This is a genomic window from Micrococcus sp. HSID17227 (assembly GCF_003989405.1).
In the GTDB taxonomy this organism is placed as follows: domain Bacteria; phylum Actinomycetota; class Actinomycetes; order Actinomycetales; family Micrococcaceae; genus Micrococcus; species Micrococcus luteus.
In genome coordinates this window covers 1-10368 of the sequence record NZ_RBLN01000055.1, presented here as the reverse complement: position 1 = coordinate 10368, position 10368 = coordinate 1, and the positions used below count along the sequence as shown (strand labels likewise).

General features: G+C 74.2%; 6 protein-coding genes and 1 pseudogene. 5 read left to right on the top strand and 2 right to left on the bottom strand.

Going from position 1 to position 10368, the window contains the following annotated elements:
- Positions 1–216: pseudogene (locus tag D8M29_RS04865) on the bottom strand (MFS transporter); the annotation flags it as partial.
- 65 nt (positions 217–281) lie between these two features.
- Between D8M29_RS04865 and D8M29_RS04860 the strand changes: the two are divergent.
- Together D8M29_RS04860 and D8M29_RS04855 are read left to right on the top strand one after the other, a co-directional pair.
- Positions 282–1772: an NCS2 family permease gene (locus tag D8M29_RS04860; protein ID WP_036382947.1), complete on the top strand. Its 1491-nt coding sequence runs from the start codon at positions 282–284 to the stop codon at positions 1770–1772.
- Between the two features lie 102 nt (positions 1773–1874).
- Positions 1875–4121 carry a S9 family peptidase gene (locus D8M29_RS04855; protein WP_095353680.1) on the top strand — a complete coding sequence of 749 codons (2247 nt, stop codon included), beginning with the start codon at positions 1875–1877 and terminating at the stop codon, positions 4119–4121.
- 12 nt (positions 4122–4133) lie between these two features.
- On the opposite strand, the gene D8M29_RS04850 is transcribed toward D8M29_RS04855, so the two are convergent.
- Positions 4134–6017, bottom strand: coding sequence for a glycoside hydrolase family 15 protein (locus tag D8M29_RS04850; protein WP_095353663.1), 1884 nt, complete (start codon positions 6015–6017; stop codon positions 4134–4136).
- Positions 6018–6179: 162 nt separating this feature from the next.
- Between D8M29_RS04850 and D8M29_RS04845 the strand changes: the two genes are divergently transcribed.
- The 3 genes from D8M29_RS04845 (at position 6180) to D8M29_RS04835 (ending at position 10339) form a co-directional block, all read left to right on the top strand.
- Entirely contained in the window at positions 6180–7580 is a 1401-nt protein-coding gene (locus tag D8M29_RS04845; RefSeq protein WP_010080320.1) for a glucose-6-phosphate dehydrogenase, read from the top strand.
- Between the two features lie 190 nt (positions 7581–7770).
- Complete coding sequence (locus D8M29_RS04840) at positions 7771–8742, top strand: 1,4-dihydroxy-2-naphthoyl-CoA synthase (protein ID WP_036337144.1); 972 nt, start codon at positions 7771–7773, stop codon at positions 8740–8742.
- Positions 8743–8773: 31 nt separating this feature from the next.
- Entirely contained in the window at positions 8774–10339 is a 1566-nt protein-coding gene (locus D8M29_RS04835) for an aspartate:alanine exchanger family transporter (RefSeq protein WP_041104044.1), read from the top strand.
- Positions 10340–10368 lie beyond the last annotated feature (29 nt).

Below are 10368 nucleotides of genomic sequence, written 5' to 3'. Positions count from 1 at the left end.
CGAGGCCGGCCCGTTGGCCACGAGCGAGCCGAGCCCCACCAGCAGCACGACGGCGGCCGCCCGCGCCGCGTCCAGGCCGAGGGCCAGCGCCGCCACCGCGAGCGCGGGCGTCATGGCGCCCAGGCCGACGGCGTAGACGGTGGAGGGGGCGTAGATCTGCACGGCGTCGCGCAGCGCCTCCCGGGTGCGGGCGGCGGAGGCGGAGCGGGGACGCATGCCCGCGAGCGTAGCGGGACGGCACGCGCGCCATCGTCGTGGGACCGGGTCACTACGCTGGTGCCATGGCCTCCCGCACCGCCTCTCCACCGCCCTCGCCCGCCCCGTCCACCGCCGCTCCCCGCGGCGCCCTGGACCGGTACTTCCGCATCACCGAGCGCGGCTCGTCGGTGGGCCAGGAGTTCCGCGGCGGCCTCGCCACGTTCCTGGCGATGAGCTACATCGTGGTGCTGAACCCGCTGATCCTGTCCGGGCCCGACTCGGCCGGGAACACCCTGGGCATCCCCGCCGTGGCCGCCGTCACCGCGCTCGTGGCGGGCGTCATGACCATCGTCATGGGCGTGTGGGCGCGGCACCCGTTCGCGGTGGCCGCGGGCCTGGGCGTCTCCGCGTTCGTCTCCATCACCATCGCCACGACGCCGGGGCTCACCTGGCCCCAGCTGATGGGCCTCGTCACCCTCGCCGGTCTCGTGATGCTCCTGCTCGTGGTCACCGGCTTCCGCCGCGCCGTGTTCGACGCGGTCCCGGAGGCGCTGAAGTCCGGCATCGTGGTGGGCATCGGCCTGTTCATCGCGCTGATCGGCCTCGTCAACGCCGGGTTCGTGCGGCGGCTGCCGGACGCCGCCGACACCACGGTCCCGGTGGGCCTGGGCACGGGCGGCGAGCTCGAGGGCTGGCCCGTGCTGGTCTTCGTCGTCGGGCTGCTGCTGACCGCGGTCCTCGTGATCCGCAAGGTGCGCGGCGCCATCCTGATCGGCATCGTCGCGGCGACGATCCTCGCCAACGTGCTGGAGGCCGTGTTCCACATCGGCCCCTCCGTGGACGCCGACGGGAACGCCGTGCCCACCGGCTGGTCCCTGATCGCCCCCTCCCTGCCCGAGTGGACCGCCCCGGACCTGCACCTGCTCGGCAGCGTGGACCTGTTCGGCGCCTTCACCTCCGTGGGCGGGCTGATGGCCTCCCTGCTCGTGTTCGCGATCCTGCTCTCCGTGTTCTTCGACGCGATGGGCGTCTCCGTGGGCCTGGCCCGCGAGGCCGGCACCGTGAACCCGGACGGCTCCATCCCCGACCTGAACCGGGTGCTCGCCGCGGACGCGCTCGCGGTCACGGTGGGCGGTGGCGCCTCCGGCTCGGCGCACCAGATCTTCGTGGAGTCCGGCACCGGCATCGGCGAGGGCGCCCGGACCGGCCTGGCCTCCGTGTTCACCGGCCTGTTCTTCCTCGCGGCCGTGTTCCTCTCCCCGCTCATCCACCTCGTGCCGTTCGAGGCCGTGGCCCCCGCGCTCGTGGTGGTCGGGTTCATGATGTGCCAGCACGTGGTGCAGATCGACTGGTCCGACCCGGGCGCGGCCTTCCCCGCGTTCCTCACGTTCATCCTCATGCCGTTCACCTACTCGATCGTCAACGGCATCGGCGCCGGCGTGGTGGCCTACGCGGTGATCCGCACGGGCCAGGGCCGCGGCCGCGAGGTGCACCCGCTGCTGTGGTTCGTGGCGCTCGCGTTCGTCGCGTACTTCGGGCTCGGCGTGGTCCGGGCGGCCCTCGGCCTGAACTGACCCGCCACCCCCGACGGCGGCGCACCGGACCGGTGCGCCGCCGTCGTCGTGTGCGGCGCGGGGTGTCGGCCCCGCCCCGCGCGGCGTGATGGGATGGGCCGCATGCCCCAGACCACTTCGCACGCCCCCGTTCCGCCGTCCGTCTCCGCCGAGCCCGTGACCCGACGCCACCACGGCCACACGTTCCAGGACGACTTCGAGTGGCTGCGCGGCAAGGCGGAGCCCCGCGTGCTCGAGCACCTGGCCGCCGAGAACGCGTACACCGAGGCCGTGACCGCGGACCAGGCGCCGCTGCGCGAGGCGATCGTCGGCGAGATCAAGGCCCGCACGGTGGAGACGGACCGCTCCGTGCCCGCCCGCCGGGACGGGTGGTGGTACTTCGTGCGCACCCGCGAGGGCGCCGAGTACCCGATCCACTGCCGCGTGCCCGCACGCGACACCGGCGACCTGGAGGCCGACTGGACCCCGCCCGTCATCACCCCGGACGCCGCCCTGCCGGGCGAGCAGGTGATCCTGGACGGCAACGCCGAGGCCGAGGGCCACCCGTTCTTCGCGCTCGGCGGCCTGCACATCAGCCCGGACGCCACCCGGGTGGCCTACGCCGTGGACCACACCGGCGACGAGCGCTTCACCCTGCGCGTGCGCGAGATCGCCACGGGCGAGGACCTGCCGGACGTGGTCGAGAACGTGGCCCACGGCGTCCGCTTCGACCGCTCGGGCACCCGCGTGTTCTACACCGTGTGGGACGACTCGTGGCGGCCGTACCAGGTCAAGGCCCACGTGCTCGGCACCGACCCGGCCGAGGACGTGATCCTGCACGAGGAGGCCGACCCGGGCATGTGGACCGGCTTCGAGGGCGTGGCCGACCGCACCCAGCTGCTGATCGGCGTCGGCAACTCGGAGGTCTCCGAGACCCTCGTGGTCGACCTGCCGGAGGACCCCGCCGCGCCCCTGCCGGCCCCGCGCGTGCTGATCCCCCGCGCGTGGCGGATGCTCGCCGACGTCGAGCCCGTCACCGACGCCGACGGCGTCCGCCGGCTGCTCGTGGTCCACGACCGCGCCCTGGACGACGACGGCGCCCCCGTCGCCGCGCCCAACGGGATGCTCTCGGTGGTCGCCGAGGCGGACGTCGCCGACCGCGGCGCCTGGCGCACCGTCGTGCCGCACCGCGAGGACGTGAAGGTCGACGGTGTCATGGTCACCCTGACCCACGCCGCCCTGGCCGTGCGCCGGGAGACGACCCCGCGCGTCGTCGTCACCGAGCTGGACGCCGTGCTGGCCGGGCAGGCCGCGCACTGGCGCGAGCCCGCGTCCGACGAGGAGCTCTACGCGTGCCATCTGTCCGCGACGGCGGCCGAGTCCCCGTTCCTGCGGCTGGCCTACACGTCCTGGATCACGCCCGCGCGCGTGCTGGACGTCTCGGCGGCGACCGGCGAGGTGCACCTGCGCCGCGAGACGGAGGTGCCCGGCTACGACCCGGCCGACTACGTGGCCGAGCGCGTGTGGGCGCCGGCCTCCGAGCCGTCGTCGGTGACCGGGGAGGACGTGCGGATCCCCGTCACCGTGATCCGGCACCGCGACGTGAAGCCGGACGGGACGGCCCCGTGCGTGGTGTACGGCTACGGCTCCTACGAGATGTCCATGGACCCCGTGCTGGGTGTGGCCCGGCTGTCCCTGCTGGACCGGGGCGTGGTGTTCGCGGTCGCGCACGTGCGCGGCGGCGGCGAACTGGGCCGGCGCTGGTACGAGGACGGCAAGAAGCTGGCCAAGCGGCACTCCTTCACGGACTTCGTGGACGCCACCCGGCACCTCGTGGACCTCGGCTGGGCGGACCCGGCGCGCGTGGCCTGCATGGGCGGCTCGGCCGGCGGCCTGCTCATGGGCGCGGTGCTGAACCTCGCGCCGGAGCTGTACCGGGCGTGCCTGGCCGTGGTGCCGTTCGTGGACGCGCTCACCACCATCCTCGACCCGGAGCTGCCGCTGTCCGCGCTCGAGTGGGAGGAGTGGGGCAACCCGATCGAGGACCCCGAGGTGTACGCGGCCATGCGCGCGTACACCCCCTACGAGAACGTGCGGGCGGTGGACTACCCGGCGATCGCCGCGGTCACCAGCCTGCACGACACCCGCGTGCTCTACGTGGAGCCCGCCAAGTGGGTGGCGCAGCTGCGCTGCACCGTCACCTCGGACCAGGCGAGGCCGCTGGCCGACGGCGGCGCGCCCGTGCTGCTGCGCACCGAGATGGACGGTGGGCACGGGGGCGCCTCCGGCCGGTACCAGGGCTGGGAGGACACCGCGTGGGAGTACGCGTTCCTGCTCACGGCGCTGGGGGCCGTCGAGCGGCTGGACTGACGGGGCGGACGGTCAGGCCTCGGCCGCGCCGCGGGCGTCCTCCAGGGCGTCCACGGCGCGGATCAGGCCCAGGTGGGAGAACGCCTGCGGGAAGTTGCCCGCCATCCGGTCCAGCTCGTCGTCGTACTCCTCGGCCATGAGCAGCAGGTCGTTGGCACAGTCGTCCAGGCGGGCCATGAGGCGCTCCGCGTCCTCGACGCGGCCGGATCGGGCGTACTGCTCCACGAGCCAGAAGGCGCACATGATGAACGGCGCCTCCTCGCCCGGCAGCCCGTCCATGCCGGTGGCGCGGTACCGCATCACCAGGCCGGTCTGGGTGACGAGGTCCTCCTCCACGCGGGCCACCGTGGCGAGCATGTGCGGATCGTCGTGGGGCACGAAGCCGGTGTGGGGGATCTGCAGCAGGGAGGCGTCCGTCTCCGTGGAGCCGTAGGTCTGCCGGAAGGCGCCGTCCTCGTCCACGCCCTCGGTGAGGATCTCCTCCCGCAGCTCCTCCCGCGCCCGCTCCCAGGCCTCGAGCTCGTCGTCGCGGGCCGGCAGCCCGTGGTCCCGGGCGGCGTGCAGGGCCTGGTCCAGGGCGGCCCACATCATCACGCGGCCGTGCGTGAAGAACGCGGGCTCGCCCCGCATCTCCCACAGGCCGTGCTCCTTCGTGTCCCGGTGCGCCAGCAGGCGCTCCACGAGCCGCTTCTGCAGCGTCCAGGACCACGGGTCCTCCCCCACGCCCGCGTCCCGCAGCTTCCCGAGGGCGAGCATCACCGTGCCGATCACGTCCGCCTGCCACTGGTCCGCGGCCCCGTTGCCCACGTGCACGGGGCGCGAGCCCTCGTAGCCGGGCAGGTGCTCGAGGTCCCGCTCGGGCATGCGGCGCCCGCCGGAGAGCGTATACATGATCTGCACGTCCTGCGGGTCGCCGGCGATCGCGCGCAGCAGCCAGTCCCGCCAGGCCTTGGCGTCCTCCGTGTGGTTGTGGGCCATGAGCGCCTCGAGGGTGAGGGCGGTGTCCCGCAGCCACACGTAGCGGTAGTCCCAGTTGCGCACGCCCCCGATGTCCTCCGGCAGGCTCGCGGTGGGGGCGGCCACGATGCCGCCCGTGTCCCGGTGGGTCAGGCCCTTGAGCACCAGCACGGAGCGGGCCACCCGGTCGGCGCGCGGGCCGGTGGCCTCCAGCTCGCCCAGCCACTCCACCCAGCCGGCCACGGTGGCCTCGAGGGCCCGCTCCGCGTTCGGGGCGGCCGGCGCCATGAACCACGAGGGGTACCAGGCGAGCGTCCATGCGGCGGACCCGCCCTCCTCCAGCGGGGTGCTGCCGCGGTGGCTCAGCCCGTCCGGGCTCAGGTCCGGCCCGTGCACGGCCAGGGCGTCGCCGCCGGCGACCACCGCGAGGAAGGACTCCCCCGCCGGGTCGGTCTGCCGGGACACCCACGGGGTCACCTCGCCGTAGTCCAGCCGGACGTGGAGCCGCTGCTCCACGCTCACGCGGCCGGCGGTGCAGCGCACGAGCCGCACCAGGTCCGCCCGGGCCTGTTCGCCCTCGCCCGTCGAGGCGAGCGCGCCGCCGTCGTCGTCCACCGCCACGCCGGAGCCGCGATGGCTGGTCAGCGGCATGAACTCGAGGACCTCCGCCTCCCCCTCGGGGCCGCGCCAGCGCGTGCGCAGCACGAGCGTGCCGGGCAGGTAGGCGCGCTCCACGACCTCGCCGTCGGCGATCCGCAGGCTCCACTGCCCGTGCTCCGGCTCGCCCAGCAGGGAGGTGAATACGGACGGGGCGTCGAACCGGGGCAGGCACAGCCACGTCACGTCCCCCTCGCGGGTGACGAGCGCCCCCGAGTGCTGGTTGGACAGGTACGCGTGGTCCTCGATGAGCGGCGGGCGGCGGGGGGTCGTCGTGGTCATGCCCTCCAGTCCATCATCCGCGACGCGCGGCGGGCCAGGGCTGAGGCCGCGCCCGGCCCGGCGGGCATGGACGGGCACGCATGGACGGGCACGCATGGACTGGATCGGCGGGCCGACGGGAGACTGGCCGGGACCGCCCGCCGCCGACGCCGAAGGACACCCATGACCTCCCCCGCCGACCGCGACGATGTCGCCCTGATCATCCTGGGCGCCACCGGTGACCTCACCTCGCGCCTGCTGCTGCCCGGCCTGGCCGGTGCGCTGGCCGCCCACGACCTGCCGCGGGTGACGCTCGTGGGCTCCTCCCACAGCGAGCACAGCACGGACGAGTGGCGCTCGATCGTGCGCGAGGGCCTCGCGGGCGCCGCCCTGGACGAGGACGAGGTCGAGGACCTCGTCGCGCGCGCCGCGTGGCACACCGCCGACGCCACGGACGCCGACGACCTGCGCGCCCTGTTCGAGACGGCCCGCGAGGCCGCCGGCCCGGACGCCGCGCCCGTGCTGTACTTCGCCCTCGGCCCCGGCATCACGCGGGAGGCCGTGGGCGCGCTCGCCGGCTTGGAAGACCTGCCGGACGGGCTGCGCCTGGCCCTGGAGAAGCCGTTCGGCGAGGACGAGGAGAGCGCCCGCGAGCTCAACGCGGTGCTGGCCGACGTCGTCGAGGAGGACCGCGTGTTCCGCGTGGACCACTTCCTGGGCGAGTCCATGGTCACCGCGCTGCTCGGGCTGCGCACCGCGAACCGGCTGCTGGGGCGCGTGTGGGGCGGGCGTGACGTGGAGCGGGTCGACGTGGTGGTGGACGAGACGATCGCGCTCGAGGGGCGCGCCGAGTTCTACGACGGCACCGGCGCGCTAAAGGACATGGTCCAGTCGCACCTGCTGCAGGTGCTGGCCATGGCGGCGCTCGAGCCGCCGGAGCGGCTGCGTCCGCAGGAACTGCACGACGCCGTCGTCGAGGTCCTGCGCGCCACCCGGGTGTGGCAGGACGACCCCGTGGCCGCCTCCCGCCGCGCCCGCTACACCGCCGGCGAGGTGGACGGCGAGCGGATCCCCGCCTACGCGGAGGAGGAGGGCGTGGACCCCGGGCTGCGGACCGAGACGCTGGCCGAGGTCACCCTCGCCGTGGACACCGAGCGGTGGCGCGGCGTGCCGTTCCGGCTGCGCTCCGGCAAGGCGCTGGGCCGGAAGCGGTGGGAGGTGGCGCTGACCCTGCGGGCGCCCGAGGACGTGCCGGAGGGCCTCTCGCCCGCGGAGGGCCGGGACCGGATCGTGGTGGGCCTGGACCCGCGCGAGGTGCGGATCGAGCTCGCCGTGGACGGGGCCGACACCCCGTTCGACGCCGAGCGGCGCACCCTCGCCGCCGACCTGGGCGAGGAGCAGGTGGACGCCTACGGGGAGGTGCTGCGCGGCATCCTCACCGGGCAGACGCTGCTGAGCGTGCGCGGCGACGCCGCCGAGGAGTGCTGGCGGATCCTGGCGCCGGTGCTCGCCGCGTGGGAGGCCGAGGAGGTGCCGCTGGACGAGTACCCGGCCGGGTCGGCGGGGCCGGCGGGCTGGGGGTGAGGGGCGGGGCCGAGAGGCGCCGTGGCACCGATATGACCCTTCTCAGCGCTCTTCAGTCCCTGAGAAGGGCCGTTCCGGTGCCGAGGATGCTGCGCGGCTGAGCTCCCGTTCCTCGAACGAGAGCGCCGCTGGGGGCTCCCGTTTCCCGAACGAAGGCGCGGGGTGGCGGGCCGCCGGTACTGTTCTGGGCATGAGCGAGCAGCACCGCCTGGACCGTGACCGCCTCCCCGAGCAGGTCTCCGACCTCTTCGACCCCGTGCGCTGGCGCGTGGTGGAGGGCTTCGACTTCGAGGACATGACCTACCACCGGCAGGTGGAGCGCGACGCGCAGGGCCGCTGGGTGCGCGACCTGCCCACGGTCCGCATCGCCTTCGACCGCCCCGAGGTGCGCAACGCGTTCCGTCCCGGCACCGTGGACGAGCTCTACCGCGCGCTGGACCACGCCCGGATGACCCCGGACGTCGGCACGGTGCTGCTCACCGGCAACGGTCCCTCCCCCAAGGACGGGGGCCACGCGTTCTGCTCGGGCGGCGACCAGCGCATCCGCGGCCGCGACGGCTACCGCTACGCCGAGGGGGACACGGCGGAGACCATCGACCCCGCCCGGGCCGGCCGCCTGCACATCCTCGAGGTCCAGCGGCTGATGCGCACCTCGCCCAAGGCGATCATCGCCGTCGTGAACGGCTGGGCCGCCGGCGGCGGCCACTCGCTGCACGTGGTCGCGGACCTCACGCTCGCCTCGCGCGAGCACGGGAAGTTCAAGCAGACGGACGCCACCGTGGGCTCCTTCGACGCCGGCTACGGCTCGGCCCTGCTCGCCCGGCAGGTGGGCCAGAAGCGCGCCCGCGAGATCTTCTTCACGGCGCGCGAGTACTCGGCCGAGGAGATGGTGGCCATGGGCGCGGTGAACGAGGCCGTGGACCACGAGCGCCTCGAGGAGGTCGCCCTCGAGTACGCCGCGGACATCAACCGTCAGTCCCCGCAGGCCCTGCGCATGCTCAAGTTCGCGTTCAACCTTCCCGACGACGGCATGGCCGGCCAGCAGGTCTTCGCCGGCGAGGCCACGCGCATGGCCTACATGACGGACGAGGCCGTGGAGGGCCGGGACGCGTTCCTGCAGAAGCGCGACCCGGACTGGTCCGCCTTCCCGTACCACTTCTGACCGACCACCACGGCAGGACGGGGACCCGCCCATGCTCGCACTGCTCAACGACCAGCCCATCCTCGTCCTCATGGCCACCGTCGCCCTGGGCGCCGCCGTCGGCACCATCCCCCTGGGCAAGATCCGCCTCGGCGCCTCGGGAGCACTGTTCGTGGGCCTGCTCGTCGGGGCGGTGCTGCCCGACGTCGGCGACCGGCTGGCCCTGTTCCAGAGCTTCGGCCTGGCCCTGTTCGCCTACCTGATCGGGCTCGGCGCCGGCAAGGTGTTCTTCCGGGACCTGCGCCGCAACCTGCCCCTGATGCTGGCCGCCGTCGTCGTGGTGATCCTCACCGCCTTCACGGTGCACCCGCTGGCCGCGCTGCTCAACCTGGACCTGCCGACGGCGATCGGCGTGTGGACGGGTTCGCTCACCGCGACGCCGGCGATGGCGCTGGCGAACCAGCTCACCGGCGGGCAGGCCCCGGCCGTGGGCTACGGGCTGTCCTACCTGGTGGGCGTGGTCGGCACCATCATCGCGATCACACTGCTCGCCGCCCGCCCGTGGAGCAGTTCCCCGCGCGATCCGGCGCCGGTGACCGACGGCAAGCTGCGCTTCACCGCCGTGGTCGCCACCTCCGCCCTCGCCGTGCGGGAGATCCCCGGGATCTCCGAGGGGCTGGTGCGCGTGGTGGCGCTGCGCCACGGCGGCGTGGCCCGGATCGCCGGCTCCGCCGACCGGATCGAACCCGGGGACGAGGTCGTCCTGGACGGCACGGAGAAGAACATCGACGCGGCCGTGCAGGCCTTCGGCCGCCGCACCGACGCCGACCCGGCGCGGGTGATGACCCCGCTGCAGACCTCCATGGTCATCGTCACGGCCCGCGCCCTGGCCGATCGCCGCCTGGGCACGCTGTCCCTGCGCGAGCGCTTCGGCACCGACGTCGCCCGGCTGCGGCGCGACGACGTCGAGTCGCTGGCCACCCCGCAGACCGAGCTCAAGGTCGGCGACCGGGTGCTCATCGTGACCACCGCGCCGCGGATGGAGGCGGTGCGCGACTTCTTCGGCAACTCGACGCGCGGGCTCTCGAACCTGGACTGGATCTCCCTGGGCACGGGCATGGCGCTGGGCTACCTGCTGGGCATGGTGACGATCCCGCTTCCGGGCGGGGCCTCCTTCTCCCTCGGCCCGGCGGCCGGGTGCATCCTCGTCGGCCTCACCCTCGGTGCGATCGGCCGAACGGGACCCACGGTGTGGGAGCCGTCCACGGAGATCGCGCTGACGCTGCGGCAGTTCGGCCTCATGCTCTTCCTGGGCGTGGTGGGCCTGGCCGCCGGCCCGGCGTTCATCGAGACGGTGTTCACCCGGGTCGGCGGGCTGGCCATCCTGATGTCCGCCGTGCTCACCGCGCTGACCGCGGCCCTGCTCATCGCCGCGGCGCGGCTGCTGGGGCAGTCCGTGGATCGCACCTACGGGGCGCTGGCGGGCATCACGGGCCAGCCGGCGATCCTGGACTACGCGCTCTCCCGGTCCACCGACGCCCGCGTGACCGAGGGGTACGCCCAGCTGTTCGCGCTGATCATGGTGGTCAAGATCGCCACCGTGCCGTTCATGCTCTGACCGGCCGGGCGGGTCAGAGCATGAACGGA

Coding starts and splice junctions, on each gene's coding strand:
- D8M29_RS04860 (WP_036382947.1), top strand. CDS start 282: ATGGCCTCCCGCACCGCCTCTCCACCGCCCTCGCCCGCCCCGTCCACC.
- D8M29_RS04840 (WP_036337144.1), top strand. CDS start 7,771: ATGAGCGAGCAGCACCGCCTGGACCGTGACCGCCTCCCCGAGCAGGTC.
- D8M29_RS04850 (WP_095353663.1), bottom strand. CDS start 6,017: ATGACCACGACGACCCCCCGCCGCCCGCCGCTCATCGAGGACCACGCG.
- D8M29_RS04845 (WP_010080320.1), top strand. CDS start 6,180: ATGACCTCCCCCGCCGACCGCGACGATGTCGCCCTGATCATCCTGGGC.
- D8M29_RS04855 (WP_095353680.1), top strand. CDS start 1,875: ATGCCCCAGACCACTTCGCACGCCCCCGTTCCGCCGTCCGTCTCCGCC.
- D8M29_RS04835 (WP_041104044.1), top strand. CDS start 8,774: ATGCTCGCACTGCTCAACGACCAGCCCATCCTCGTCCTCATGGCCACC.